The organism is Ruminococcus sp. YE71, from assembly GCF_900119155.1.
In the GTDB taxonomy this organism is placed as follows: domain Bacteria; phylum Bacillota; class Clostridia; order Oscillospirales; family Ruminococcaceae; genus YE71.
Map to the genome: position 1 here is coordinate 14,687 of NZ_FPIR01000003.1, position 25,596 is coordinate 40,282.

23 protein-coding genes are annotated in these 25,596 nt (G+C 54.5%); 11 read left to right on the forward strand and 12 right to left on the reverse strand.

Going from position 1 to position 25,596, the window contains the following annotated elements; translation table 11 throughout:
* Nucleotides 1–56: 56 nt before the first annotated feature.
* From BT142_RS03225 to BT142_RS03275, 11 genes are all read right to left on the reverse strand, one after another.
* The gene (locus BT142_RS03225; RefSeq protein ID WP_072416774.1) at nucleotides 57–1,514 is read right to left on the reverse strand and encodes a ubiquitin-like small modifier protein 1; all 1,458 of its coding nucleotides are present in this window, start codon (nucleotides 1,512–1,514) and stop codon (nucleotides 57–59) included.
* Nucleotides 1,515–1,620: 106 nt separating this feature from the next.
* Nucleotides 1,621–2,511, reverse strand: coding sequence for a PLP-dependent cysteine synthase family protein (locus BT142_RS03230; RefSeq protein WP_207645633.1), 891 nt, complete (start codon nucleotides 2,509–2,511; stop codon nucleotides 1,621–1,623).
* Between the two features lie 146 nt (nucleotides 2,512–2,657).
* Nucleotides 2,658–3,602: a serine O-acetyltransferase gene (locus tag BT142_RS03235; RefSeq protein WP_072416776.1), complete on the reverse strand. Its 945-nt coding sequence runs from the start codon at nucleotides 3,600–3,602 to the stop codon at nucleotides 2,658–2,660.
* Between the two features lie 156 nt (nucleotides 3,603–3,758).
* The gene (locus BT142_RS03240) at nucleotides 3,759–5,438 is read right to left on the reverse strand and encodes a sulfate adenylyltransferase subunit 1 (protein WP_072416777.1); all 1,680 of its coding nucleotides are present in this window, start codon (nucleotides 5,436–5,438) and stop codon (nucleotides 3,759–3,761) included.
* Entirely contained in the window at nucleotides 5,438–6,337 is a 900-nt protein-coding gene (cysD, locus tag BT142_RS03245; RefSeq protein ID WP_072416778.1) for a sulfate adenylyltransferase subunit CysD, read from the reverse strand. The genes BT142_RS03240 and cysD overlap by 1 nt, the downstream gene beginning before the upstream one ends.
* A 13-nt stretch (nucleotides 6,338–6,350) precedes the next feature.
* Nucleotides 6,351–6,665, reverse strand: coding sequence for a 4Fe-4S dicluster domain-containing protein (locus tag BT142_RS03250; RefSeq protein WP_072416779.1), 315 nt, complete (start codon nucleotides 6,663–6,665; stop codon nucleotides 6,351–6,353).
* Entirely contained in the window at nucleotides 6,643–8,328 is a 1,686-nt protein-coding gene (locus BT142_RS03255; protein WP_072416780.1) for an adenylyl-sulfate reductase subunit alpha, read from the reverse strand. Before BT142_RS03255 ends, BT142_RS03250 begins: the two co-directional genes overlap by 23 nt.
* An 18-nt stretch (nucleotides 8,329–8,346) precedes the next feature.
* Nucleotides 8,347–9,417 (reverse strand): ABC transporter ATP-binding protein, encoded by a 1,071-nt coding sequence (locus tag BT142_RS03260; RefSeq protein ID WP_072416781.1) that lies wholly within the window; start codon nucleotides 9,415–9,417, stop codon nucleotides 8,347–8,349.
* 3 nt (nucleotides 9,418–9,420) lie between these two features.
* A complete protein-coding gene (gene cysW, locus BT142_RS03265) occupies nucleotides 9,421–10,347 on the reverse strand; it encodes a sulfate ABC transporter permease subunit CysW (RefSeq protein WP_084659305.1) in 927 nt (308 codons plus the stop codon).
* A gap of 1 nt (nucleotide 10,348) precedes the next feature.
* Nucleotides 10,349–11,182 carry a sulfate ABC transporter permease subunit CysT gene (gene cysT, locus BT142_RS03270; RefSeq protein ID WP_072416782.1) on the reverse strand — a complete coding sequence of 278 codons (834 nt, stop codon included), beginning with the start codon at nucleotides 11,180–11,182 and terminating at the stop codon, nucleotides 10,349–10,351.
* Between the two features lie 28 nt (nucleotides 11,183–11,210).
* The gene (locus tag BT142_RS03275; RefSeq protein ID WP_084659323.1) at nucleotides 11,211–12,245 is read right to left on the reverse strand and encodes a sulfate ABC transporter substrate-binding protein; all 1,035 of its coding nucleotides are present in this window, start codon (nucleotides 12,243–12,245) and stop codon (nucleotides 11,211–11,213) included.
* A gap of 490 nt (nucleotides 12,246–12,735) precedes the next feature.
* On the opposite strand from BT142_RS03275, the gene BT142_RS03280 reads away from it, so the two are divergent.
* The 11 genes from BT142_RS03280 (at nucleotide 12,736) to BT142_RS03330 (ending at nucleotide 22,530) form a co-directional block, all read left to right on the forward strand.
* On the forward strand, nucleotides 12,736–12,900 hold the full coding sequence (locus BT142_RS03280) for a YezD family protein (RefSeq protein WP_084659306.1): 165 nt from the start codon (nucleotides 12,736–12,738) through the stop codon (nucleotides 12,898–12,900).
* A 169-nt stretch (nucleotides 12,901–13,069) separates the two neighbouring features.
* On the forward strand, nucleotides 13,070–14,074 hold the full coding sequence (locus BT142_RS03285) for a helix-turn-helix domain-containing protein (RefSeq protein ID WP_175444882.1): 1,005 nt from the start codon (nucleotides 13,070–13,072) through the stop codon (nucleotides 14,072–14,074).
* 51 nt (nucleotides 14,075–14,125) lie between these two features.
* The gene (gene cysK, locus BT142_RS03290; protein WP_072416784.1) at nucleotides 14,126–15,094 is read left to right on the forward strand and encodes a cysteine synthase A; all 969 of its coding nucleotides are present in this window, start codon (nucleotides 14,126–14,128) and stop codon (nucleotides 15,092–15,094) included.
* Nucleotides 15,095–15,121: 27 nt separating this feature from the next.
* On the forward strand, nucleotides 15,122–16,243 hold the full coding sequence (locus tag BT142_RS03295; protein ID WP_072416785.1) for a glutamyl-tRNA reductase: 1,122 nt from the start codon (nucleotides 15,122–15,124) through the stop codon (nucleotides 16,241–16,243).
* A gap of 1 nt (nucleotide 16,244) precedes the next feature.
* A complete protein-coding gene (locus BT142_RS03300) occupies nucleotides 16,245–16,862 on the forward strand; it encodes a precorrin-2 dehydrogenase/sirohydrochlorin ferrochelatase family protein (RefSeq protein ID WP_072416786.1) in 618 nt (205 codons plus the stop codon).
* Nucleotides 16,852–17,724: a hydroxymethylbilane synthase gene (hemC, locus tag BT142_RS03305; RefSeq protein ID WP_072416787.1), complete on the forward strand. Its 873-nt coding sequence runs from the start codon at nucleotides 16,852–16,854 to the stop codon at nucleotides 17,722–17,724. The genes BT142_RS03300 and hemC overlap by 11 nt, the downstream gene beginning before the upstream one ends.
* A 5-nt stretch (nucleotides 17,725–17,729) precedes the next feature.
* Nucleotides 17,730–19,163: a uroporphyrinogen-III C-methyltransferase gene (cobA, locus tag BT142_RS03310; protein WP_072416788.1), complete on the forward strand. Its 1,434-nt coding sequence runs from the start codon at nucleotides 17,730–17,732 to the stop codon at nucleotides 19,161–19,163.
* Nucleotides 19,160–20,128, forward strand: a complete 969-nt coding sequence (gene hemB / locus BT142_RS03315; protein WP_072416789.1) for a porphobilinogen synthase — start codon at nucleotides 19,160–19,162, stop codon at nucleotides 20,126–20,128. The genes cobA and hemB overlap by 4 nt, the downstream gene beginning before the upstream one ends.
* Nucleotides 20,125–21,399: a glutamate-1-semialdehyde 2,1-aminomutase gene (gene hemL, locus BT142_RS03320; protein WP_072416790.1), complete on the forward strand. Its 1,275-nt coding sequence runs from the start codon at nucleotides 20,125–20,127 to the stop codon at nucleotides 21,397–21,399. The genes hemB and hemL overlap by 4 nt, the downstream gene beginning before the upstream one ends.
* 3 nt (nucleotides 21,400–21,402) lie before the next feature.
* Nucleotides 21,403–22,266, forward strand: coding sequence for a 4Fe-4S binding protein (locus tag BT142_RS03325; RefSeq protein ID WP_072416791.1), 864 nt, complete (start codon nucleotides 21,403–21,405; stop codon nucleotides 22,264–22,266).
* A gap of 18 nt (nucleotides 22,267–22,284) precedes the next feature.
* Complete coding sequence (locus BT142_RS03330; RefSeq protein ID WP_072416792.1) at nucleotides 22,285–22,530, forward strand: sulfurtransferase TusA family protein; 246 nt, start codon at nucleotides 22,285–22,287, stop codon at nucleotides 22,528–22,530.
* Between the two features lie 120 nt (nucleotides 22,531–22,650).
* Here BT142_RS03330 and BT142_RS03335 read toward each other — a convergent pair whose 3' ends face one another.
* Entirely contained in the window at nucleotides 22,651–25,359 is a 2,709-nt protein-coding gene (locus BT142_RS03335; RefSeq protein WP_072416793.1) for a CotH kinase family protein, read from the reverse strand.
* Nucleotides 25,360–25,596 lie beyond the last annotated feature (237 nt).

The window sequence follows — 25,596 nt, forward strand, 5'->3', positions numbered from 1 at the left end:
CTTTTTTCCACTATTTATAGATGAGCAGATCTATCGGGGACGGGAATGCTCGTATATCAGTAAACGGGGAAGTCCTTGTCTACTTCTGCTGCCCATGCGTTCGTACCGCCTCGCAGGTTGAAGAGCGGGCCCTTATACCCTGCTTCGCGAAGCGTGTTCACGGCAAGTATGCTCCTCTTGCCCTCCTTGCAGACGAACACGGTATCCACCGTATCGTCAAGCTCGTTCTGACGCCTTTCAAGCTGTCCGATCGGTATCACCACCGCCTCGGGGAACTTGGCTATCGCCCTCTCGTGAGGTTCGCGGACGTCCACTATCGTGACCTTCTCGCCCTCGTCGATACGGCGTTTCAGCTCCTTCGGCTCGATGCCCTCGACCTTCTCTTCCTCCTCGCGCTGCTGTGTCAGTCCGCAGAAGTCCTCGTAGTCGTAGTCCTCGATCTCGGTGATGGTGCGGTTCTTGCCGCAGATGGGGCACCTGTCGTCCTTGTGGATCTTGAGCTCACGCCATTTGAGGTTCCACGCGTCGAAGCTCACTACCCTGCCGATGAGGTTCTTTCCGCCGCCGACGATGAGCTTTATCACCTCATTCGCCTGCAAGGTGCCGATAACACCCGGAAGGACTCCCACAACTCCACCCATCGCGCAGGACGGTACAAGTCCCGCAGGAGGGGGCGCAGGGTACATACATCTGTAGCAGGGACCGTGCTTCGCATAGTAGACCGCCACCTGACCCTCGAACTGGTACATAGCGCCGAAAACATCGGGCTTGCCGAGCAGCACGCAGGTGTCGTTCACGAGGTATCTCGTGGGGTAGTTGTCGGAAGCGTCAGCCACAACGTCGTATTCGGAGATGATCTCCTCGGCGTTGTCGGCAGTCAGCCGCTGGTTATAGGTGACCACCTTTACGAGCGGATTTATCTGCCTGACGCTGTCCTTTGCGGACGCGACCTTCGGTCTGCCGATATCGCGTGTGCCGTGCATCACCTGACGCTGAAGGTTCGATTCCTCCACCTCGTCAAAATCAATGATGCCGATAGTTCCCACGCCTGCCGCCGCAAGGTACTGCACCAGCGGCGTTCCGAGACCGCCCGCGCCGACGATCAGGACTTTCGCCTCTTTCAGCCTTTTCTGACCCTTCACGCCTATCTCCTGCAAAAGCAGGTGACGGCTGTAGCGAGTGATCTCATCGTTTGTGAGCTTCTCGCCTTTTCTGTCGCCCAGAACGCTTTCCACGCCCGAGCCGCCTGCGATAGCGGGGATAAGGATGACCTCGTCGCCGCTTTTGAGCTCGGTATCGAAATCATTCAGATCCCTTATATTTTCATCATTTACAAATACATTTACGAATGCTCTGAGCTGACCTTCCTCGTCGAACAGAGCTTTTTTCGTCTGAGGGTATTCCTCCGACAAAAGCGTCAGCACCTCGCCGACCGTTGAGCCCTCAAGCTCCACCTCAGACCTGTGTTCCGTGAACAGCCTGAGGGTGGTCGGTATAACAACTGTAACTGCCATTATTTTTTCCACCTCGACCTAATTAAGGCAACACCGCGCAACCACCGGCTTCGCCTTTGCACGTCATCTGCTTGCATCTGACGCACAATGGTTGTGCAGTATTGCCTTAGACTTTTTCCCATATATTTCCCGAAAGGTATCTGTCACCCGCATCGCACAGCACCGTGACTATCACCGAGCCCGACGGCGCTTTTTCAGCCGTCCTGAGAGCCGCCGCGACGTTTGCGCCCGTGCTCACACCCACCAGCAGCCCCTCGCTCTGAGCGAGCCGCCTTGTCTGGGAGTAAGCCTCCTCGGTTGTGACCTCGATGCGTTCGTCTTCAAAAGCCGCGTCGTAGAAGCCCTCCGCCGTGATGCCCGTGTAGTGCTTGATGCCCTCGATGCCGTGGAACGGCGAATCGGGAGTAACAGCTATGGTCCTGATGCGCTCATTGAATTCCTTGAGCTTTTTGGCGCAGCCCATGAAGGTACCGCCCGTTCCCACGCCCGAAACGAAATGGGTTATCTCGCCCGAGGTCTGGCTTATTATCTCGGCAGCAGTGCCGAAGTAGTGAGCCTTCCAGTTCTCGGGGTTGGTGAACTGATCGGGGTAAAAGTACTTATCGGGTGCTTCGGAGACTATCCTCTGCGCCTCTGAATAAGCTCCCTCGTTCCCCTCAAGAGCACTCGTGAGGATTATCCTCGCGCCGTAAGCCCTCATCATCTTTATCCGTTCCTGCGATGCGTTTTCGGGGATGCACAGCGCCACCTCGTACCCCAAAGCCGCGCCTATCCTTGCGAGCGCGATCCCCGTGTTTCCGCTGGTAGCGTCGATTATCGTCATTCCCTTTTTAAGAGCGCCGCTGCGTATCCCCGCAGCGATCATAGCTGTTGCAGCCCTGTCTTTGACCGAGCCGCTGATATTCAAGAATTCAGCCTTTCCGTAGATCCTTACGTCCTTTGGGACGTTCTCCCCTTTCAGCCGAAGCAAGGGGGTGTTTCCGATCAGATCGAGCAAAGCAGAGCCTCCTTTTCGCGTTACATGATACATAATTCCTATAGGATAACTATATTTTATCACTAATATCCTATAAAGTCAATATGTTTTAACGCACTTTGATTTGTATGCACAATAAACGCACGGAGATCTCTGCCATGATTTGGTTATATTATATAAAACCAAGAAGTATCCTCTTCGATATTGACCCTCTCAACAGGGTGCGAAGCGTCGTAATTGAACCTGAGTTCCTGATTCTTGACGCTCACCTTGGCACCATCGGGCACCGAATGGGTGATGAACGCGTTACCTCCGATAACAACGTCCTTGCCGATGACGGTGTTTCCGCCGAGTATCGACGCACCCGAGTAGATGGTGACATTATCCTCGATGGTGGGGTGGCGCTTCTTGCTCTTTAGAGCCTGTCCGCCCCTCGTTGAAAGGGCACCCAGCGTCACGCCCTGATAGATCTTTACGTTATTTCCGATGACGGTTGTCTCGCCGATAACGATGCCCGTGCCGTGGTCGATGAAGAAATACTTGCCGATGGTGGCACCGGGGTGGATGTCGATGCCCGTTTCGTTGTGGGCATACTCGGTCATCATTCTCGGGATTATCGGCACGTTCAGCAGGAACAGCTCGTGGGCTATCCTGTTGACCAGTATAGCGAACAGACCGGGGTAGGAATAGATTATCTCGTCCTCGCTGTACGCCGCAGGGTCGCCGTCGAACGCCGCCTGAACGTCGGTGAGGATGTATTCGCGGATGGTGCGCAGGCGCTTGATGAACGCCAGCGAGATCTCGCGTGCCTTGTCCAGCACCTCGGAATTGTCAGTCTCGCCGTCGTCGAGGACGATGGTTATCTGCTTTGTCAGCTTGAAGATAACGTCCTCGATCAGCATGGAGAGGTTGTTTTTCAGCGTGTAGACCTTGATAGATCTGTTTCTGAAATACCCGGGGAAAATGATCTTCCTCAGGCTTCCGAGGATATCGATGATGACTTCTTTGTCGGGATGGTTGAAGATCCTGAGCTCTTCACCGCTTTTTTCATTTTCATAATCGTCCAGCAGATCGTTAACGATACCGCTGACAGTCTGTTCAAAAGTGCTCATACAGAAACCTCTCCTCATACATACTAAGTTGATATTCCATATCAACTTAGTATAGTATATCACAAACATTAATAAAAGTCAATATCCCATATAATAATTTTCATGTGTTTGGAAAACAAATTGAACTAAATTATATCAGGTGGCATTCCCGAACGCTCACTTGCCGAAAATAATATTTCTGTAAGTGCCGAATCTCAGCCACTTCTCAAAGAATTTGTGGGAACCGTCGGTCTTGCGGTATTCGCCGATAAACTCGGAAAAGCTCTCCGCCGAATCAACAAGCGCCTCAAAACCTCTGCCGTTGACCACGGGCTGCCCCGTGTAAACATACTCGTCAAGAGGTCTTATGGCGGTGATGATGCTGTCTCTTATCTCCACCGAAACGCTGTCCCTCAGCACGATTATGTCGAAGCTGTCGGGATAATGGTAGCTCTCGCCCTTGACGGGTATCCTGTCACCGACCGTGTAGGTCCTGCCCACCGTCCTGTATTTCAGCACTCCGAAGCTCTCGGGCGAATAGCAGAATTCCTCGAAGATATCACCGCGGGCTTCAAGTCCATTGAAGCTGAACGACGCTCTGTTGGAGAACTCGCCCGACTTCTCGTGAAGCTCCTTTACGACGCCGCAGGCCGAGGTCATGTTGGTCACTCTGTCGATGAGTATCAGCTCGCCGAGGGTGCGGTGGTACTCGAATTTGTCGGCAGGAACAGGCTCGGAAGTCACGATGTCAACGACCGCGAGGACATTCTTACCCACCGTCTGACCGCGCAGCTTTTCACCGCTGTTCACGTCGATCGAATACTTCACCTCCGAGACCACACCCGTGATGGTCTTCGTACCCAGCTTTATCAGATATTCCTCGCCGACCTTCAGCTCGTCGTCCGACATCCACAGAAGCGAGACGGTCAGCCGTTTGTAGACCGCAAGGTCTGTTCCGCTGACCAGCACGCTTCCGCGTGAAACGTCCACCTCACGGTCAAGACAGATCGTCACAGGCTGACCCTTTTCGGCGCTGCCGCTCTGCCTGTCGCCCACGAGGAGCTCCTTCACCCTGACCTTTTCTCTGCCGGGGAGTATCGTCAGTTCGTCCCCGACGCTGACCTTACCCGATTCGACCTGCCCCTGGAAACCTCTGAAGGTGTGGTTCGGGCGGCAGACCCTCTGCACGGGCAGGTAGAACCCCTGCTCGTCGTCGTCCTTTATCTCGACCCTTTCGAGGTACTCCAGCAGGGTCTCTCCACGATACCACGGCATCCTCTCCGAATGAACCGTCACATTGTCGCCTGCGGTCGCCGAAAGGGGGATGACCTTGATGTCGTGGAGATGGAGCTCGCTTTTCAGCTTGCCGATCTGCCCTTCTATCTCGCCGAAGCGCTCCTGACTGTAGTCCGCCAGATCCATCTTGTTCACCGCAAAGACAAAGTGCCTTATGCCCATGAGCTTGCATATCCTTGCGTGCCTGCGGGTCTGCACCAGCACACCCTGCGAAGCGTCGATGAGTATGACCGCAAGCTCCGCGAAGCTCGCGCCTACCGCCATGTTTCTGGTGTATTCCTCGTGACCGGGGGTGTCCGCGACGATGAAACTGCGGTTGTCGGTGGTGAAGTAGCGGTAAGCCACGTCGATCGTTATCCCCTGCTCACGCTCTGCCATGAGCCCGTCCAGCAGCAGCGAATAATCTATCTCGCCCTCGCGGCTGCCGACCTTGCTGTCAAGCTCCAGTGCCTTTTCCTGATCGGCGTAGATTAGCTTCGCATCATAGAGGATATGCCCTATGAGCGTGCTTTTTCCGTCGTCAACGCTGCCGCAGGTAATGAATTTCAGAAGTCCCTTCATCAGAAATACCCCTCTCTCTTACGTCTTTCCATGCTTCCCGCAGCCTCATTGTCGATCACTCGCGAAGTGCGTTCCGAGGACACCGCGCTGAGCGTTTCCTCGATGATCTCGTCAAGTGTTGACGCTGTCGATTCGATGCCTCCTGTAAGAGGATAGCAGCCGAGCGTGCGGAACCTCACCGACTTTATCACAGGGACTTCGCCCTCGTGAAGCAGCAGACGGTCGTCGTCCACCATGATGATATTCCCGTCACGCTCGACAACGGGGCGTTCGGCAGCAAAATAAAGCGGCACGATCGGTATGTTCTCGCGCTGGATATACTGCCAGATATCCTTTTCCGTCCAGTTGGATATCGGGAACACTCTGATGCTCTCGCCCTTGTTGATCTTCGTGTTGTAAAGCTTCCACATTTCGGGTCTCTGATTTTTCGGATCCCATGCGTGAGCGCTGTTTCTGAATGAGAAGATGCGTTCCTTTGCTCGTGACTTTTCCTCGTCACGCCTACCGCCGCCGAACGCCGCGGTGAAGCCGTATTTGTTCAGCGCCTGCTTGAGCGCCTGAGTTTTCATGATGTCGGTGTATGCAGCGCCGTGCTCGAAGGGATTTATCCCCTGCCTTACGCCCTCCTCGTTGGTGTAGACCAGCATTTCGATTCCGAGCCTTTCCGCCTCGTCGTCACGGAATTTTATCATGTCCTTAAACTTCCATGTGGTGTCGATATGAAGAAAAGGGAACGGCGGTTTTTCGGGATAAAAGGCTTTCATCGCAAGATGCAGCATCACCGAGCTGTCCTTGCCGATAGAGTACAGCATCACGGGACGCTCGCATTCCGCAGCCACCTCTCTTATAATGTATATCGCTTCCGCTTCAAGCTCATCCAGATGCGACAGCTCACTCATTTACAATTTCCTCCTAATACTTATTGGATTCTCTTCGGTCGATGTCTATCTCCGTCCTGCTTCCGTCGGGTCTGTCGATGACCCATCTGAGGATATCACCGTCGGGCTCGGTGTGAACAAGACTTCCTGCTCCGCCGATATCCGCGCCAAGATAGAACCTTATGGCATATACAGGGCATTCCTTTATGCATGAGGTGCAGCCCCAGCAGTCCTTCGGGTACTTGATGTATGCCTTTCCGTCGTCATTCAGCTTTATCAGCGAGCCTGGACATACCGTTTTGCAGCGTCCGCAGCCGATGCATTTTTCACTGCTTATCGCTATGCTCATAGACCCCACCCCCTTCGGTGATATCACGGAGGATGATCCTTATCCTGCCGTCCTCATACACTGAATTGACGAATTTTCTTCCGTAAAGCTCGCTCTTATCGGGATAGTCAAGGTTTTCGGCAAAGCTGTGCCACCTTGTCTCCTTCCTCGCCCTAAGATGCGCGATGACCGAAAGGCAGACCGTCAGCCGCTCTCTGAGCTCGTAGATGTACATAAGCTCCTGCGTGTCCGAAGCCCTGAGCGTATCCGAGAGCGTCACCAGCTGACTTATCTTCTGCTCGGCGATATCGAGTTGCTTTTCATTGAAGCGATAGCCCGTCTTTATCCCGCCTGCATAGCTGTCCATGACCGTCTGCATGGCTTCCTCAAGCTGTTCGGTGCTGTAAACGGCACCGCCCTCTCCCGTGAATCTCGCTATCTCCGCAAGATGAGCATCGATATCGCTTTCACCAATGGCGGACGGACCGTTCTCGGCGATATACCCCACCATCGAAAGAGCCGCGATCTCGCCCTCTGCAAGCGCTCCCGTGACGTACTTCTGGGGACAGCCGCCTGCCACATCGCCTGCGGCGTACAGACCCTTTACGGTAGTGGCTCTGTGAGTGTCCACCCAGAATCCCGAAGCCGTGTGACCGCCGACGATATACGGCTCTGTACCCTCGATCTCAACATTCTGCTGCGACGGGGAAAGACCGCTTTCAATCCATTTGAGGGTCTGGGAGGGTGCCATGTTCAGGTAAGCCCTCAGCAGCGAATCATCCTGCTCTTTTGTGATCCCCTCAGTCCGCAGATAGCAGGGACCTCTGCCATCAGCGTTTTCACGAACGGTACCGTAGACACGCTCGGAGGTGGTCAGTCCGTACCGGGTCTCATAGATCTCCCCGAGAGAATTCACCTGCTTCGCACCGACTCCCTGCGCAAGAGTTCCCGTGGGGGCTATGGTGTCCTTGCATCTTAGGGCAATGAAGCGCATCTCAAAGGTCGTCATCTCTGCACCGGCTTTTATGCCCATCGCAAATCCAGCGCCGGTATTGAAGGGCGGATACCACATCTTGTGACGCGAGAACCCGGGATTGTTCGGCTTGTACAGACCTGCCGCACCTCCCGTTGCGATAAGCACCGCCGATGCCTCGATCGCATAGAAAACATCATCCTCGATGCCGATGCCGTAGGCACCCGCGACCCTCCCGTCCGACAGGGCAAGATCGGTTATATTCACCCGGTTCAGAACGGTCGTGTTTTTAAGCGTTCCCACCGCATCCGCAAGCAGGGGCTTGATATTCTCGCCGTTGATCTTGAGATTGCGGTCGCCGCGTGTGACGTACTTTCCGTTTTCGTCCTTTAATATCACGAGCCCGAGCTTTTCAAGCCGTTCTGTTACATCGTTGAGTTTTTCGGACATGGTCAGCAGCAGGTCGTCACGGACGATGCCTGCCGCGTCACGTTTGGCGTAATCAACATAATACTGCGGAGTTTTTCCCTCGGTTATATAGGCGTTGAGGGCGTTCACCCCCGCCGCAAGACACCCCGAACGCTTTATGTGCGCCTTCTCGCAGATGATGACCTGCGCGTCCGAGTTCTCCGCGATGGTGAGCGCCGCGTAACAGCCTGCCGTACCGCCGCCAATGATAAGTATATCGGTTTTCAGCCGTCTGGTTTCCATATAGTAAACTCCAATCGGTCAGATGACCACAGATTCTTCTCTGAGCGAGCTGTTTTTGAGCAGGTAAGCCTTGTTGTCCTTCGTGACGAAGATGCGGTAGATGAACACATCGACCTTTTCTCCCACGCTGACAAGCTCCTGCTCAAGCTCTCTCCTCGCAACAAAATGCGAACCGTGGGATTCAACCCCCACTTCGATGTAGTTCCCTCGGAAGGACACCCGCTCGACCGTTGCCTCCTCTGCCGACGACTTGAACTTCTGATACTCGTTTTTCTTGGTCAGCTTTACGAACTCGGGACGGACTATCGCCTTGTCGATGCTGCCCACAGGTTCAAAGCACTTGAACTGCCTGTAGTCCTCAAGATACCCCGTCTGCCCGAAGAACGCGGCGGTGAATGCCGTCTGAGGGTCGCGGTAGATCTCGATGGGCGTGCCCATCTGCTCGATCCTGCCGTTGTTGGTGATGATTATCTCGTCGGCGACCTCGATCGCCTCATCCTGATCGTGAGTTACAAAAATGCTGGTGATGCCGAGTTTTTCGATTATCTGCTTTAGCCAGCTGCGCAGTTCCTGTCTGACCTTTGCGTCAATCGCGGCAAAGGGCTCATCCAGCAGGAGCAGATAGGGATTCGGGGCAAGCGCCCTTGCGAAAGCCACTCGCTGTCTCTGACCGCCCGACAGCTGACTGGGGTACCTGCTTCCGAGTCCTGCAAGACCCACCAGTTCGAGAAGCTCGTTGACGCGGGTCTGGATATACTTTTTGTCCTTCTGTGCGTAAGGCCCGTATTTCAGCCCGAACGCCACGTTATCGAACACCGTCATATACCGAAACAGCGCGTAATTCTGGAACACGAAGCCTATCCCCCGCTTGCTTGCGGGGATGCCGTTGACCACCTTGCCGTCGATGATGATATCGCCGCTGTCGGGGGTCTCAAGACCTGCTATCATCCTCAGGATGGTCGTTTTTCCGCTTCCCGAGGGACCCAGCAGACCGATGAGCTTTCCCTTTTCGATGCCGAAGCTGACATCATCCGAGGCCTTGAAATCGCCGTAGCTTTTGTTAATGTTTTTCAGCTCTACATATGCCATAAATCAGACACCTCCCGATCCGGTCTTTGCGTTATGCTCGAAGATATTTCTTGCAACGAGGATGACCACCGCCATTATCACCAGTATCGAAGATACCGCGAATGCAGGCACCCATTCAAATCCCTGGAACAGCACCTCGACATACAGCGGAAGTGTGTTGGTCTTTCCTCTAAGATGCCCCGAGAGCACCGATACCGCGCCGAATTCTCCCATCGCTCTTGCGGTACACAGCACCACTCCGTAGAGAAACGCCCACTTGATATGCGGGAACGTCACCTTCGTGAAGATCGACCAGCCGCTCGCACCCATCAGTGCGGCAGCTTCCTCCTCATCTGTACCCTGCGCTTCGAGCACGGGTATCAGCTCCCTCGAAATGAACGGGAAGGTCACGAAGACCGTCGCTAAGATAACTCCGGGTACTGCATAGACGATCTGTATCCCGGCGTCCTTCAGATAAGGGTACAGAAAACTCTGCCTGCCGAACACCAGCACAAAGATAAGTCCTGCGATTATAGGAGATACCGTGACGGGGATGTCGATGAGCGTTGTGAGCAGCTTCTTTCCCTTGAAATGGAACTTCGTTATCGCCCACGCGGCGAACAGCCCGAATACCGTGTTTATCGCAAGTGCCGAGAAGGTCGCAAGAAGCGTGAGCATTATCGCGCTCTTGGTATACTCATCAGTGACGGCAGCCTGATACGCTGCCCAGCCCTGCTTTAATGCTTCCTTGATGACCGTCGCCAGCGGCAGTATCATCATGACGAAAATGAACAGAAAGCTCAGCCCGATGAGAAATAACCTTACTGCCTTTGAACCTGCGCCGTCCTCATGGATAAGGTCGGGGCGTGCTGTCCGTGCGCTGTCGGACGATGATGTCCTGCGCTTTTTTTCGGGTCTCTGCTTTACGGGGGATAAAACCGCTTCTGCCATACTACCTTCCTCCTTTCAGTATCTTTGTGTTCCTCACCTGTATCAGATTCACCGCAAAGAGCAAGGTGAATGAGAACACCAGCATCACGAGCGCTATCGCCGATGCGCTGGCGTAATCATATTCCTGTAGCTTTGCCATAATGATGAGGGGGGTTATCTCTGTCTTGTAGGGCTGATTACCCGCGATGAATACAACGCTGCCGTACTCTCCGATGCAGCGTCCCAGCGCAAGCCCGAAGCCCGTGAACACCGCAGGTCTTATCTCTGGGAAGATCACCTTGCGGAATATGACCGCCCGGCTCGCACCCATGACTCCTGCCGCTTCTTCGTAAGAGCCGTCGAGCTTTTCGAGCACGGGCTGAACAGCTCTGACGACAAAGGGTATCCCCACGAACACAAGGGCAAAGGTTATACCTATTCTGGTATACGCTATCTTTACTCCTATGTGGTCGAATATCCTGCCTATCCAGCCCTTGTCTGAGGTCAGCGCTGTCAGCGATATGCCTGCAACGGCAGTCGGCAGCGCGAAGGGAAGCTCTATCATGCCGTCGATGATCCTGCGCCCCGGGAACTCATATCTCACGAGGACCCACGCGAGTATCACACCCATCACAGCATTTATCAGCGACGCGATGAACGCCGTGATGAAGCTCACCTCAAAAGCGGCGAGCACCCTTCTGTTTGTGATGACGTCTATAAATTTACCCGGTGTGAGCCTTGCAGTAAAGACTGCCAGCGAAGCTAAGGGTATTATCACGATAACGCTCAGCATAGTGATGGTAACTCCCAGCGAGAGCCCGAGACCGGGTATAACTCTTTTGCCCTTTTCTTTCATAACTTCTCTCCAAATGTTGATATGTGTATCAGTTGTCTTCGTAGATCTGGTCGAACACGCCGCCGTCCGCAAAGTGCTTTGCGAAGGCTTCATCCCAGCCGCCGAAATCGTTGATGGTCACAAGCACCATATCAAGATCGAAAACGCCGCTGTACTCCTTGAGGATATCGGGGTTGGTGGGACGGTAGTAATTATCTCCCTCGATCCTCTGGGCTTCGTCCGAATACAGGTAGTTCAGATATTCCTCAGCGGCTTCCCTTGAACCTCTGTCATCAACGACCTCGTCAACTATCGCTACCGAAGGCTGTGCCAGTATCGAGATGCTGGGCGAGATTATCTCATAGTCGTCGGGAGCGTCCTTGAGCGAAAGATACGCCTCATTCTCCCACGCCAGCAGAACATCGCCCTGTCCGTTCTCAACGAAGGTGGTGGTAGCGCCTCTCGCACCCGAGTCGAGAACGAGCACGTTGCCGAACAGCTTCTTGATGAACTCCTTCACCTGAGCCTCGTCGTTGTTGTAGAGCTTCTCGGCATACGCCCATGCCGCAAGATAATTCCATCTTGCACCGCCCGAAGTCTTGGGGTTGGGGGTGATGATGCCGATGTCGTCCCTTATCAGGTCGTCCCAGTCGTGGATGTTCTTGGGGTTGCCCTTTCTCACGAGAAAGACGATGGTCGAGGTATAGGGTGCGGAATCGTTGGGGAATTCACTGATCCACCCGTCCTCGATAAGCCCTGCCTTCTGGACTTCCTTAACGTCGTACTCCAGTGCGAGAGTCACCACATCGGCTTCGAGACCGTTTGCGACCTCAAGAGCCTGCTTGCCCGAACCGCCGTGAGACTGAGTGATGGTGATGTCCTTGCCTGTCTTTTCCTTGTAGTGCTTTGCGAAGGCTTTGTTGTATGCGGCGTAGAGCTCTCTTGTCGGGTCGTAGGAGACGTTCGTGAGAGTTATTGTGCCGTCCTTGTTCTCTGCCGAGCCCGAATCACCGCAGGACGAAAGCGCCGCCGCCGCGATCACAGGCGTAAGCAGTGCTGCTGCGATCCTCATTTTCTTTTTCATGTCAATGACCTCTTTTCTCATACTTTTCTTTCCATACTTTACTGCAAACAAAACTTCAACAGCGGATCAGCCCGCCCGCCGACCCTCCCGGGATGCGCATGATACCTCACCCTTTCTCAAAAAACAAAAAAGGCTGTACTTGGCGGATGATCCTCCGTCAGATACAGCCTCCGGTTGTCCGGTCAGCATCGTCTTGTAATTCGATAGGAATTATCAGAAATAAAATTGTTGTGCTATAATTATATTTTATTCCTTTACGTTTGTCAATAGATTTTTTTTATTTTGTATATTTGAACAGTAGCTCTGTACAATGCAAAAATATTTTTGTGTGTATTATCCCTACTTTTCAGATATGAATTGAGAAAATCACATATTTCAGCCTGTTTTGCATACATAAGCCAAAAAAATATAAAATTTTTTCCCATTGACAGTAAAATAATTCTCATGCTATAATACACTAAATTTTCCAGATAATTGCGAGGTGACACAAATGTCCGAAAAGAAAAATGAGGCTCCCGAGATCCCCGACGAGATCTTTGAACTGCTGACAAATTATCTCAGGCGGATCAGATTCGGTTCGGTGAGTCTTATAATCCAGAACGGCAAGATAGTTCAGATAGAGACCTCTGAAAAGATCAGAACGGATAAGATATGACCAACCGATCCCGTGACAACGTTATCGAATTTTTTGTTTGACAATTGATAGTACTCGGTGTATAATGCTATACAGAAAATATATAATCATATATTTTTGCTATAAAACAATTTTATATATCTTTATCGGAATAGTTAATAACGGTATGCTTAAAAAAGGGGGTAGCGCAGTGTATCGTGTCATAATGCTTATGGACGACCCTGTGCTTGAAAGAGAACTGCGCTCTCTCAGCGTCTGGAAGACGGCGAACTGCTTCGAGATATCGGAAAACACGGGCTGTATTTCCGAGGGCGAGCTTTTCGGGTACGAGCTGATAATCGCAGACACGGAGACAGGTCTGGAGATACTTCAGAGAACACGCCGCGTGAAGAAGCTCCGCGTCGTGCTGTGCAGTCGTGAGGGCGACTTCGAGATCGCAAGGCAGGGGATAATTTTCGGAGCCTACGACTATATCACGCTCCCCTTCGACCTTTCACAGATACACTCCATGCTGACCCGCGCCGAAAACGAGCTTGAGGTCGGCGAGATCAGGGACATGGTCGCTCTTGAACAGCTGAAAGAGCATTTCTACAAACGCGACAAGGGGTTCTACAGCCACTTTCAGAGCATATTGCAGGAGCTTCTCGCCGAGACCAAGGAGCTGACCGTCCTGTCCGACAAGCTCGACAGGTTCTACAGGAATATCCGTCAGGAGCTCTCCGACAGATACCGCTGGCTCGAACTGTATATCGGCGGGATATGCGAATCAACGCCGAAACAGCCTGCCCGCGATCTTTTCGATCTGAGCACTGAAAAGATCAGCTCGCTGTTCACCGACTTCTGCGAGCTTTACCCTCACCACAACGAACAGCTCGAAACGGTCATCAGCACCATCCTCAACTATCCCGAGAGCGACCTGCGGCAGAAGACCCTGTCGGCACAGCTGCACATCAACACCACATATCTCAGCACGGTATTTCTTGCTCAGACCGGGATACGGTTTGTCGAATACATAAACACAGTAAAGCTCAAAAGAGCGGCACGCCTGCTGACGAACACCGACCTCAGCATCACTGAGGTCGCTCAGCGGCTCGGTTACAAGGACAACAGCTACTTCTCACGGCTGTTCACAAAAAAGTTCGGGCTCACGCCTGCGAAATACAGGATGCCGCCGAACTACGATTTTCAGATATGATATCCCCGTCGGGAACGGCAGAGGGATATATCAGGAACGGAGGAAAATATTATGTCAAAGATCTATGACAGCGCAGCGGAACTTATCGGCAACACCCCCCTCATCGAGGCAAAAAGGATCGAAGAAGCACTCGGACTTGAGGCGAAGCTCGTCCTGAAGCTGGAGTATCTCAATCCCGCAGGCAGCGTCAAGGACAGGATCGCAAAGGCGATGATCGAGGACGCCGAGAAGAACGGCAGGCTGAACAAGGACACGGTCATTATCGAGCCGACTTCGGGAAACACGGGCATCGGGCTTGCTTCGATAGCGGCTGTGAAGGGCTACCGCGTCATCCTGACCATGCCCGAAACTATGAGCGTTGAACGCAGGAACATCCTCAAAGCCTACGGAGCCGAGATAGTCCTCACCGCGGGACCGAAGGGAATGAAGGGCGCAATCGCAAAGGCTTCCGAACTCGCGGAGGAGATAGAAAACAGCTTCATCCCCGAGCAGTTTGAGAACCCTGCAAATCCCGAGATACACAAGCAGACCACAGGCCCCGAGATCTGGGCGGATACCGACGGAAAGGTAGACTACTTCGTGGCAGGCGTCGGCACAGGCGGAACCATAAGCGGTGTGGGCGAATACCTCAAGTCCCGTGACCCCAAGGTGAAGATCATAGCGGTGGAGCCGTCGGGTTCGCCCGTTCTCTCAAAGGGTACGGCAGGTCCTCACAAGATACAGGGCATCGGCGCGGGATTTGTTCCGAAAACGCTCAACGAGAAGATCTACAACGAGATAATCGCAGTCGATAATGAGGATGCATTTTCGACCTCAAAGATCGCGGCGGCGAAGGAAGGCATACTTGTGGGCATTTCTTCGGGTGCGGCGCTCTATGCAGGTATACAGCTGGCAAAGCGTCCCGAAAACAAGGGCAAGACCATCGTGGTGCTGCTGCCCGACAGCGGTGACAGGTACTACTCCACCGCTCTGTTCACCGAAAAAGACAAGGTCGATGATGCTGTCAGGAAACTGCTCTGATGACACCGCCCCGAAGGAAGTGTGACGATGCGGAATGTTTCTGAGATAGGGTGTGTGAGCATCAGCTATCGGACAGCGTCGGCAGCGCTTCGGGGGCGGCTCGCATTCGCGGAGGATATTCTCCGCACCATGCTCGGGCGGCTGACCGACACGGGACTGCAAAGCGTGATACTCTGCACTTGCAGCAGAACCGAGGTCTACTACTGCGGTGACGGCAAGGCCTCCGCTGTCGGGCTGCTGTCCGAGTTCAGCGGCGTATCCTCCGAGGAGCTGCTGCCGCATACCGACGTTTACCTTAATGAAGCAGCGGTGACTCATCTTTTCAACGTTGCGGGCGGGATAAATTCCATGGTGCTCGGTGAGGACGAGATACTTCACCAGACACGGAATGCCTACAAGCTCGCGGTATCATGCGGTTCGGCAGGTTATGAGCTGAACCGCTGCTTTCAGAGTGCCCTTGCCTGCGGCAGGAAGATACGGTCGGAGACATTCATCTCACAGATACCCATCTCCACCGCGACCATCGCGGCAAATACGGCGGCGGCTCTCGGGGAGAATGTCAGGGTGCTGGTGATCGGTGCAAGCGGCAGCATCGGCTCTTCCGTTCTGAAAAATCTGCTTGCGCACAAAAACGTCACGGTATCGGCGACCTCTCGGAATCACGGGACGGATATCTGCCTCGACAAGAGAGTGAACGTGGTGGACTACGACGACAGATACCGCGAGATAGCCGCCTGCGGCTGTGTGATAAGCGCAACTTCGAGCCCTCACTACACGGTGACGCTTCATGATATCAAGTCGCACGGCATCAGCGGAAAAAGGACGTATATCGACCTTGCTGTCCCTGCTGACATTGACCGAAGTCTCAGCGGCTATGAGGGCTCGCAGCTCATCGGCATCGATGATATCGGCAGGCTCGCGAAGCAAAACAACACCGCAAGGGAGGACAGCGCCCGTGCAGCCGCGCTGATGATAAGCCGTGAGACCGACCGCCTTCTGAAAGAGCTGCTCTTTCACTGGAACGAACCCTATCTGAGATCCGCCGAGGAGCTTATGAGTACAGATCCGCGGGGGATCGTTTTTGCGCTGAAAAAAGGGCTCGACGCTTCGGGGTTCGAGTCGGTGCTGAACATACTTACGGAGATGTGACATGGGTTATTTTCCTTTTTTTATCGACATCAAGGATAAGAAATGCCTTATTGTCGGCGGCGGAAAGGTGGCGCTCCGCAAGGCTCGGAAGCTGTCGGCATACGAGCCTGCCGTCACCGTCGTAGCGCCGAATATCTGCCCCGAGCTCGAAGGGCTCGGGGTCAAAGCTGTGCGCCGTCCCTTTCGCGGCAGCGACCTTGACGGAGTGTTTCTCTGCATAGCCGCGTCTGACGACAGACAGCTCAACCATCATGTCAGCAGGCTCTGCACCGAGCGCGGGATACTCATCAACTGCGTTGACGACCTGCAATACTGCGGATTTATCTTCCCGTCGCTGATACTGAGGGGAGATATCTCGGTGGGGATAAGCAGCTCAGGCAGTGCGCCGTCCTTCTCGAAATACCTTCGTGAAAGGGTCGAGATGCTGCTTGACGAGCGCACACTTTCAGCCGAAAAGTTCATCAAAAAGGCTCGCAAACGTATCCTGACCGAGCTTGACAGCGAGAGCGGCAGGGCAAAGGCGGCAGAGCAGATCCTCGGGCTGTATTTTTCATCCGAAACGCCGCCCGATGAACAGACAATAAGCGATATCATCGAAAGGATAAAGCATGATAAATAAGATAAGGATCGGCACGCGCGGGAGCAGGCTCGCACTCGCACAGACCGAGCTTGTAAAGACTGCCGTCAGATCTCGTTTTCCCGACATCGAATGTGAGACAGTGGTCATAAAGACCAAAGGCGATATAGTTAAGGAAAAGCCGATCGCAGAGCTTGGCGGCGCGGGAGTGTTCGCGGCTGAGATAGAAAAAGCGCTCGCCGAGGGCGATATAGACCTTGCCGTTCACAGCGCAAAGGATCTGCCGACCGCGCTCCTCGCAGGGAACGAGATCCGCTGCGTGCTCAGACGCGCTGACCCGAGGGATGTCATAATCTACCGCAAGGGCATCGACTACACCTTCAGGAACCCGAAGATAGGCACATCGAGCGTCAGAAGGCGGTCGGGATTCACGCGGCTCTTTCCAGCGACAGTACCGCGGTTTCTGGATATTCGGGGCAACATTGACACCCGTATCGAAAAACTGCGCTCAGGGAAATACGACGCTATAATCCTCGCGGCGGCGGGGCTCGAACGTCTGGGGCTGCTGACTATCGACGACAGCGAACTCGGCTGCGAGATACTACCTGCCGACAGATTCCTGCCTGCGCCGTGTCAGGCGATAATCGCAGCCGAGAGCCGCGCAGGTGAGCTGACGGAGATACTCGACAGAGTAAACGACGCCGAAACGTTCGTCAGCTTCAATACCGAAAGGTATGTGCTGGAGCTGCTGGGCGGCGACTGTTCGCAGCCGATCGGGGCGTATTCTTATGTTAAGGACGGCAGGCTCGTTCTGTCGGTCAGCAACGGCGGTGCTTCGGTGACGGCAGAGGGCGACGTGAATGAGTATCGTGAGCTTGCGGAAGGTCTGGTGAAACAGCTGTGAACGGAATGGTCTATCTTGTGGGAGCAGGCTGCGGCGGCAGAGAGCTTTTAACGCTCAAAGCGCAGGCTCTGCTGAACCGCTGTGACACGGTGGTGTACGACGCACTTATCGACCCCGAAATACTTATCGAGGCTCCCCGTGCCGAAAAGGTCGCGGTCGGGAAACGCGCAGGCAGGCACAGCGAGTCTCAGGAAAAGATCAACGAGATACTTGTGAAAAAAGCCTCGGAGGGGAAAACCGTCGTGCGGCTCAAGGGCGGCGACCCTTTCGTTTTCGGAAGGGGCGGCGAGGAAGCGCTGATCCTCGAACGGAACCATATCCCCTACTCGGTCGTGCCGGGGGTATCCTCCTGCATAGCCGCGCCCGAGCTTGCGGGCATACCTGTTACCCACAGGGGTACGGCGCGCAGCTTCCATGTGATAACCGCCCACACCGCGGAGGGGCTGCAAAACGCGTCGAAGTACGCTTTCCTTGACGGCACTCTGGTATTTCTGATGGGGCTGTCGAATATTTGGAAGATCGCAGGTTCGCTCACCGACGGAGGTATGCCTTCCGAAACTCCTGCCGCAGTCATCTCGAAGGCAGGCTCCCCCGAACAGACCACGATCCGCGGCTGTCTTTCGGATATTGCCGCAAAAGTGACCGCCGCAAGACTTGAAACACCTGCTGTTTTCGTGGTCGGGAAAACTGCGGCATACGAGCTTTCGGGAACGGAACAGCTGCCGCTCCACGGGGTCACGGTCGCCGTCACAGGGACAGAGCATTTCGTGCAGAAGCTGACGGCAGGACTGTCGGGGCTCGGCGCGTCGGTGCGTACAGCGGCAGTCCTGCACGCACATGCCGCCGATACCACGGCGCTCGATACCGCTCTGAAAAATATCGGCAGCTACAGTCTGCTCATGTTCACCAGTGTCTGCGGTGCGAAGATATTTCTCGGAAGGATGAGGGCACTGGAGCTGGACATCCGCAGTCTCGGCAGTATCGGGATAGCGGTGTCGGGCGGCGCGGCTGATGAATATCTGCGCTCCTTCGGACTCATCCCCTCGCTTGTCTCGGCAGGCAGCGGAGAAATGCTTGCGCGAGAGATCGTTTCACGAAACGAGAGGGGCAGAGTGCTCATCCTGCGTGCCAAAAGAGGTTCGCAGACGCTCACCGATATACTCGCCGAAAACAACATCCCCTTCGCCGACCTTCGGATATATGACGTTGACGGAGAAAGCACCGTCGGCGAGATACGCACCGACTTCATCGTGTTCGCAAGCCCCTCGGGGGTGGAGTGCTTTTTCAGCAGCAGCAGTCTCAGCCCGAAAACGACGGCGGTCTGCATCGGCGAGCTGACGGCAGACGCTTTCAGAGCCTGCTCATCAAACAGGGTCATCACCGCAGAAGAGCGGTCTGCCGAGGGGATAATAAAAGCGATCATGGAGGAAATACAATGAAAAGATTCAGACGGCTGAGGTCGGACGAACGCCTGCGGAGTCTCGTGCGCGAGACCTCGATCGGCGTTTCATCGCTCATCTACCCCGTGTTTGTCGAGGAAGGCAGCGGCATAAAAGCCCCCATCGACTCGATGCCCGGGGTGTTCAGATATTCTCCCGACAGGCTCGGCGAGGTGATCGGCGAGGCCAGTGACTCGGGGATAGCAGGAGTGCTGCTCTTCGGCATCCCGAAGCACAAGGACGCGCTGGCGACCTCCGCTTACGATGAAAACGGCGTGACTCAGCAGGCGATACGCTTCATCAGGAACAACTACCCCGAACTGCTCGTGATCGCCGACGTGTGTCTCTGCGAATACACCGATCACGGTCACTGCGGAGTAGTTCACGGCAGCGAGATACTTAACGACGAAACGCTGCCGCTGCTTGCAAGGGCTGCGGTCAGCTTCGCGAAGGCAGGCGCGGATATCATCGCACCGTCGGATATGATGGACGGCAGAGTTGCGGCGATACGGGAAGCCCTCGACGAAGAAGGGCTGAAAAATGTCCCGATCATGTCCTACAGCGCGAAATTCGCGTCGGGCTACTACTCCCCTTTCCGGGACGCTGCCGATTCAGCGCCCTGCTTCGGAGACAGGCGCAGCTACCAGATGGATCCCGCCAACGGCAGGGAGGCTCTCCGCGAGATCGAGGATGACATCTCCGAGGGCGCCGACATCGTGATGGTGAAGCCTGCGCTTGCCTACCTTGACGTTCTGAGCAGGGCAAGGGAACGCTTCGGGCTGCCCATCGCGGCTTACAATGTCAGCGGCGAATACTCGATGGTAAAAGCTGCGGCGCAGGCAGGCTGGATCGACGAAAAACGCATCGTGCTCGAAAACCTCACCTCGATAAGGCGTGCGGGTGCGGATATCATCATCACCTATCACGCCCTTGACGCCGCGAAATGGCTGGAGGAGCAGCGATGAACACTGAAACTTCCGCAAGGCTCTACGAAAGAGCGCTCGGCCTCATGCCGGGAGGGGTGAACAGCCCCGTCCGTGCGTGTAAAAACGTCGGGTGCGTTCCGCTGTTCATCGACCGCGCTGAGGGCAGCCGCATTTTCGATGCCGATCAAAACAGCTTTATCGACTACGTCTGCTCGTGGGGGCCGAACATTCTCGGGCACGCACACCCCGATATCATCTCGGCGGTGACTTCGGCGTGCGAAAGGGGGCTGACCTACGGCGCGTGTCACGCAGGCGAGATAGAGCTTGCCGAACGCATCTGCCGAAATGTCCCCTCGGTGGAGATGGTTCGCCTGGTCAGCTCGGGGACAGAAGCGGTGATGAGCGCGGTTCGTGCAGCACGCGGATATACGTCGCGCAATCGCATCCTGAAGTTCGAGGGCTGCTATCACGGTCACTCCGACGGTCTGCTCGTCAAGGGCGGCTCGGGGCTGCTCACGGGAGCGCTCCCCGACAGCGCGGGCGTTCCGAAGGGCATCACCGACTATACCCTGCTTGCGCCCTACAACGACCTTACCGCTGTGAAAAGGCTTTTTAAACAGTACGGCGATGACATCGCGGCGGTCATCGTTGAGCCCGTCGCGGCGAACATGGGGGTTGTGCTCCCGAAGGATGGTTTCCTGCAAGGTCTGCGGGATATCACCGCGGAGCACGACAGTCTGCTCATCTTCGACGAGGTGATAACGGGTTTCAGGCTCGGGCTCGGGGGAGCGCAGGGCTTGTTCGGGATAACGCCCGACCTGACCGCGCTCGGAAAGATAGTCGGTGGCGGTATGCCTCTTGCCGCATACGGCGGAAAACGCGAGGTGATGGAGTGTGTGGCTCCCGTCGGCTCGGTCTATCAGGCAGGGACGCTCTCGGGCAATCCCGTCGCGGTGGCGGCAGGCAACGCACAGCTCAGAAGGCTCGAAGAGGACAAGGATATCTATGACCGTCTCGGACGGAAAAGCGCCCGTCTCGAACGCACGCTGAGGGACAGCGGCTTCAACGTCAACCGTGCAGGCTCGCTGATGACGGTATTTTTCACCGAGAATCGGGTCACGGACTTCGTCACGGCAAAGACCTGCGGCACGGACAGGTACGCTGCCTTTTACAGGCACCTGCTCGGGAACGGCATTTATGCGGCACCATCGCAGTTTGAAGCAATGTTCGTAAGCGACGCTCATACCGATGAGGACATAGCTTACACCTGCGAAGTGATAGAAGCATTCAATATCAGAAACGGAGGATAAAAAATGGCAGTAGATTACGCATCGTTAAAAAAGGGCGGCTTTATGCGCCAGAAGCAGAAGAACAACTTCTCGCTGAGGCTTCGGGTGGTGGGCGGAAATGTCACCGCCGAACAGCTCGCGGTCATCGCGGATGTGGCAAAGAAATACGGTGACGGTCACGTTCATCTGACCTCGCGCCAGAGCGTTGAGATACCGTTCGTCAAGCTGGACGATATCAGCGAGGTGAAGGCGGCGCTTGCGGAAGGCGGCGTCGAGCCGGGTGTCTGCGGCCCCAGAGTGCGCACAGTCACCGCCTGTCAGGGCAGCGAGATCTGTCCGAGCGGCTGTATCGACACCTATTCGCTCGCAAAGGAGCTTGACGACAGATACTTCGCAAGAGAGCTCCCCCACAAGTTCAAGTTCGGTATCACGGGCTGTCAGAACAACTGCCTGAAAGCCGAAGAGAACGATCTCGGCATCAAGGGCGGCATCAGGGTCGCATGGCGTGAGGCTGACTGCATCAACTGCGGAGTGTGCGTAAAGGCGTGCAGAAACGGTGCCCTCACCCAGGAGGACGGGAAGATCGTTCTCGACGAGTCGAAGTGCAATTTCTGCGGCAGATGCTTCAAGTCCTGCCCGACCGAAGCTTGGGATACCGTACACGGGTATATCGTCAGCTTCGGAGGGCTGTTCGGCAACAGCATCAGCACGGGTGAGACCATCCTGCCATTTATCGACGATCACGATAAGCTCATGGCAGTATGTGACGCGGCGATCAGCTTCTTCAACGACAACGCCAACCCGAGCGAGCGTTTCAGATTCACGATCGACCGTGTCGGTGCCGACAAATTCCGCGAGTATATTCTTGACGCTTACAACAACGCATAAAAAAGGAGAGTGACGAAAATGGGAGACATTAAGATCGACGACAAGGTGGATATCACCGACGTTGTCTGCCCCACGACCTTTGTGAAGGCAAAGATCGCACTTGAGGAGCTTGACGACGGTCAGATACTCCGGATCAGGATGAACGACGGCGAACCCGTTCAGAACGTGCCGAGAAGTATCAAGGAAGAGGGTCACAAGATCCTCAAACTCACCGAAAACGCCGACGGCACATACGATCTTCTGGTTCAGAAAGTCGGCGACTGACGATCCGCTCATAACGCAAAAAAACAGCGCAAGCCGTTCAAGCCTGCGCTGATATTTTTTGCGTTATGAGTTTGTTTATCGCTGTGATCTTAATTCTTTACGGTACAGTGGATCTGCGGATCACTTGATCGTTACAGTCACAGCATTCTTGATAGGATCGGTGGTATTCCAATTACCGTTGACTCTTGCGGCAACAGCGACCTTGTACTGCTTGCCGGGAGTCAGGTTCTTGGGACTTACATAGCTGTTGGTAGTAAGGTTGGAATTCAGGATCCTCCACTTGCCTGCCTGGTAAACACCTACGCAGTACTTGTCAGCGCCCTCTACCTTGTCCCAGATAAGCTGTACACGATGATTCTGCGTATCGTAATTCACCTTGATGTTTGTGGGATAATCGATCTTTTGGTTCTGTCCGCCGTAAACAGCCTTGACAGTGGCGCCCGAGCTTGTGATCTTTACAGTTATCGTTTCGGAATTCTTTGTGCCGCCTGTCAGCTGAGCACCGCTGATCTCCCAGTGGTCGAAGGCAGCGCCTTCCTTGGGTGCGGCTGTCAGAGTGAGGTCGTAATCCTTGTGATACTTGCCCGACCAGCTGTCTATCGCGCCGAGCTTCAGGGTGTTGAGCTGTATCTCGCCCGAATCGCTGCTGTTCTCTACGGTGAGGGTCGCAGGTTCGGCGGAGAGCTTTATCGCCTGACGCATGGTCCTCTCGAGGGGATCAAAGCGCTGTCTGTAGAAGTTCACGATGGTGTTCCACTGGTTCAGATACGACTGGGCGTTATTGCTCGAACCGAAACGCTTGAAGGTATCGGCTGCCTGCTGACTGAAATTGTCGGAATAGTACTTCGCCTTCTCCGCTACCCTGTCGGGTCGGAAGTTGTAGTTTGCAAGATCCATCATGGTACGGGCGAAGTCTTTGGCGAACTGATCGTTTTTGAGCAGAGCCGTGAACATCTTGCTCACGTCGTTATCATCCTGTGCCAGACGGGTGAAATTATCGTAATTCGCGGTAGTGTTCTGGCTGTTGTAGAGACCCTGACCGTACTCGGTATCAAAGAAGATCATGCGCCACTTGCCGTCCGCATAGGGATTAGAACTGTCGATGGTATTCGAGCGCCACGAAGCTATGTTGCGCTTCGGCCAGTCCTGATTAGACCAGTAGATCTGTGCGGCGAAATAGTCCATAAAGCTCTGAATATCTATCTTTTCGCAGATCTGTTCGTAGCTGAGACTGCCGTTCGCGGCACCCTGCAAGAGGGCATTCCAGTCCTGAAGATCGGCGTCCGAACCTTCCTCGACCTCGCCTTCCTTTATCATAGCCACATCGCTCTTCTTGACGCCGTAGTGGTCGCTTATGTAAGCGTTGTCCAGCTTTTCGCATATCTGATAGATGCCCCAGAATTCGCCGTCGATGAAGACGATGCACTCGCTCATAGCCTGATGACCGCAGTCACGGTCAGCTACAAGGCTCTGGTTGAGCGAATCACGGAAGATAGCGTTGTTGTTATCGTTGCCGCCGTCGCGGAGAGAGATCTTGGTGTAGCTCTTGACAGTCTTGCCGTTCTTTGCCTTAACGGAAGTCCCGTCAAAGAAATCGTAGGTCATTTCGGGAGCGCCGTAGTCAAGTCTTGCATAGATATTGAAGCTCTTCTGGGCGTTGTGACGCGAAGCGCCGCCCTTGATGCGTATGCCCACGTTCTGGTCAATGACCTTCTCACCCTTGTCGAAAACGGTCATGGCAGCAGGACGCTCCCACTCCCTGCCCGACTGGGTGTAGTTCGCTTCCATCTCCCATGCCTGCTTGAAGCCGAATCCTCCCGGGCCGCCCCAGCCCGGAATGCCTGTGGAGGTATTGTCCTCATCATAGTGCCTGCCCAGAACGTAGATGCCCGTGTCATAATTGAAAAGATTATCGGGGTCGGTAACGATGGAAACGACCTTCATATCCTTGTAGTAGCCCGAATTAGTCTTGCCGACGAAATATGTTCGGGTTATGACATCGCTCACTCTGCCCGACGCATCGACTGCGACTGCGCGGATGATGTTCGCTTTGTCAACAGGCGAAGAGGGGGGATTGTAGCCGTATGTGGAGATATTTCTCTCGGCGCTGAGTTTGTTTGCGTTGGAGGACACGTCGCTGAGGGTAAAGGGCGCTGTGTACTTCTGCGAAGATGCCGTTGGCACGGTGCCGTCGGTGGTATAATAGACCGTCGTGCCCGCAGGTACCTGTATCGAAACAGTCTCACCCGCATTGTAGTAACCGCTCTCAAGAGTGAACTCGGGAACAGCCACAGCCGCCGAACCCTCGGGAGCAGCATTTGCGTTGCCCGGGGTGCAGGCGAGGTCAAAGAAATTGCCGCTGCCGTCGGGATACTGTCCGTAGGAAGTATCGGAAGCTATCGAACCGAAAGTCAGGGTATCAGCGGCGTTGCCGTTTGCATCGGAGAGAGTGAGAGTCTCGCCCGAACCCGACATTCCGAAGGGCGCGATAGAAGTGTCCGCCGCCCCTGCCGTGCTGTCACAGTAGATGACAAGATATGACTTCGCACCGATCTTAGTGCCGTCGGGTATCTTGAACTTGAAAGGCTTTGTCGCCTTGTCGGAAAGTCCCCAGCCCGACAGGTCAACAACAGAGTCGCCTGCGTTGTACAGCTCTACCCAGTCGTAGAAGTTGCCGTCGGGTGCGGCTATGGTCGTGTTTTTCGAGCAGACCTCGTTGATGGTCACAGTTCCAGAAGCCGCTGAAACAGGGATAAGCCCTGCATTCTGGCAGACGAGCCCCAGACACAGTATGCCTGCGGCGGCTTTTCGGCCGATACGATGATTCATTGCAATTTGCCTCCTTAGTATAGGTCAGTATTTGTTTGAGCTTTTAACAATTATCATTATATCACACTTTTATGATGATGTCAACATATATAAAAATATTACACAAAACACATTCATTTTGTCCACTATCATCCTGCTTCCCGACAGGTATTTGTCGGAAAAACACGGACTGACCCGAGTGACGGATCCATTCTGACATAAAAAAGACCCGACCGCGTGAGGTCAGGCCTTTCTGCT

Coding starts and splice junctions, on each gene's coding strand:
- BT142_RS03225 (WP_072416774.1), bottom strand. CDS start 1,514: ATGGCAGTTACAGTTGTTATACCGACCACCCTCAGGCTGTTCACGGAA.
- BT142_RS03235 (WP_072416776.1), bottom strand. CDS start 3,602: ATGAGCACTTTTGAACAGACTGTCAGCGGTATCGTTAACGATCTGCTG.
- BT142_RS03240 (WP_072416777.1), bottom strand. CDS start 5,438: ATGAAGGGACTTCTGAAATTCATTACCTGCGGCAGCGTTGACGACGGA.
- cysD (WP_072416778.1), bottom strand. CDS start 6,337: ATGAGTGAGCTGTCGCATCTGGATGAGCTTGAAGCGGAAGCGATATAC.
- BT142_RS03250 (WP_072416779.1), bottom strand. CDS start 6,665: ATGAGCATAGCGATAAGCAGTGAAAAATGCATCGGCTGCGGACGCTGC.
- BT142_RS03255 (WP_072416780.1), bottom strand. CDS start 8,328: ATGGAAACCAGACGGCTGAAAACCGATATACTTATCATTGGCGGCGGT.
- BT142_RS03260 (WP_072416781.1), bottom strand. CDS start 9,417: ATGGCATATGTAGAGCTGAAAAACATTAACAAAAGCTACGGCGATTTC.
- cysW (WP_084659305.1), bottom strand. CDS start 10,347: ATGGCAGAAGCGGTTTTATCCCCCGTAAAGCAGAGACCCGAAAAAAAG.
- cysT (WP_072416782.1), bottom strand. CDS start 11,182: ATGAAAGAAAAGGGCAAAAGAGTTATACCCGGTCTCGGGCTCTCGCTG.
- BT142_RS03275 (WP_084659323.1), bottom strand. CDS start 12,245: ATGAAAAAGAAAATGAGGATCGCAGCAGCACTGCTTACGCCTGTGATC.
- BT142_RS03280 (WP_084659306.1), top strand. CDS start 12,736: ATGTCCGAAAAGAAAAATGAGGCTCCCGAGATCCCCGACGAGATCTTT.
- cysK (WP_072416784.1), top strand. CDS start 14,126: ATGTCAAAGATCTATGACAGCGCAGCGGAACTTATCGGCAACACCCCC.
- BT142_RS03295 (WP_072416785.1), top strand. CDS start 15,122: ATGCGGAATGTTTCTGAGATAGGGTGTGTGAGCATCAGCTATCGGACA.
- BT142_RS03300 (WP_072416786.1), top strand. CDS start 16,245: ATGGGTTATTTTCCTTTTTTTATCGACATCAAGGATAAGAAATGCCTT.
- hemC (WP_072416787.1), top strand. CDS start 16,852: ATGATAAATAAGATAAGGATCGGCACGCGCGGGAGCAGGCTCGCACTC.
- cobA (WP_072416788.1), top strand. CDS start 17,730: ATGGTCTATCTTGTGGGAGCAGGCTGCGGCGGCAGAGAGCTTTTAACG.
- hemB (WP_072416789.1), top strand. CDS start 19,160: ATGAAAAGATTCAGACGGCTGAGGTCGGACGAACGCCTGCGGAGTCTC.
- hemL (WP_072416790.1), top strand. CDS start 20,125: ATGAACACTGAAACTTCCGCAAGGCTCTACGAAAGAGCGCTCGGCCTC.
- BT142_RS03325 (WP_072416791.1), top strand. CDS start 21,403: ATGGCAGTAGATTACGCATCGTTAAAAAAGGGCGGCTTTATGCGCCAG.
- BT142_RS03330 (WP_072416792.1), top strand. CDS start 22,285: ATGGGAGACATTAAGATCGACGACAAGGTGGATATCACCGACGTTGTC.
- BT142_RS03335 (WP_072416793.1), bottom strand. CDS start 25,359: ATGAATCATCGTATCGGCCGAAAAGCCGCCGCAGGCATACTGTGTCTG.